The organism is Rhodovarius lipocyclicus, from assembly GCF_009900765.1.
Taxonomy (GTDB): domain Bacteria; phylum Pseudomonadota; class Alphaproteobacteria; order Acetobacterales; family Acetobacteraceae; genus Rhodovarius; species Rhodovarius lipocyclicus.
Genome location: NZ_JAAABL010000093.1, coordinates 1 through 745, shown reverse-complemented (window position 1 = coordinate 745; position 745 = coordinate 1). Strand labels below are relative to the sequence as shown.

1 protein-coding gene is annotated in these 745 nt (G+C 65.5%); it reads left to right on the top strand.

Annotated features, from left to right (window positions below):
• Positions 1 to 63: 63 nt before the first annotated feature.
• Positions 64 to 745 (top strand): IS5 family transposase gene (locus GT007_RS22075; RefSeq protein ID WP_160123824.1). Its coding sequence is split into 2 segments (ribosomal slippage), with 683 coding nucleotides annotated over them: positions 64 to 385 and positions 385 to 745; the frame shifts between segments, so codons are not numbered across the junction. This gene is flagged as partial in the annotation.

Sequence of the window (745 nt, the reverse complement as noted above, 5' to 3'; positions counted from 1 at the left end):
CTAGGGTCAGGACCCATTGATATGAGCGTCGCGATCTGATTCAGGCTCCGCGAGGAGACCGGGATGAGCGACCTGTTTTGGCTAACGGATGAGCAGATGGAGCGGCTGCGGCCGTTCTTTCCGAAGAGCCACGGCAAGCCTCGAGTTGATGACCGGCGGGTGCTGAGCGGCATCGTGTTCGTCAACCGCAACGGGCTGCGCTGGCGCGATGCTCCTGGCGCGTACGGCCCGCACAAGACGCTGTACAACCGCTGGAAGCGCTGGGGTGAGGCAGGCGTGTTCACGCGCATCATGGAAGGTCTGGCTGCGGTGGGCGCCGAACCCAAAACGGTGATGATCGACGCGACCTACCTGAAGGCGCGCCGCACGGCATCGAGCCTGCGGGTAAAAAGGGGGATGTCGGCCGCCTGATCGGACGCACGAAAGGCGGCATGAACACCAAGCTCCATGCCGTCGCCGACGCGAACGGTCGCCCCTTGAGCTTCTTCATGACCGCCGGTCAGGTCAGCGACTACACCGGTGCGGCCGCGCTGCTGGACGACCTGCCAAAAGCGCAGTGGCTGCTCGGCGACCGCGGCTACGACGCCGACTGGTTCAGGGACGCTCTTCAGGCCAAGGGGATCCAGCCTTGCATCCCAGGCCGCAGGTCGCGCAACGAGCCCGTCCGGTACGATAAGCGCCGCTATCGGCGCCGCAGCCGCATCGAGATCATGTTCGGCCGCCTCAAAGACTGGCGCCGCGTCGC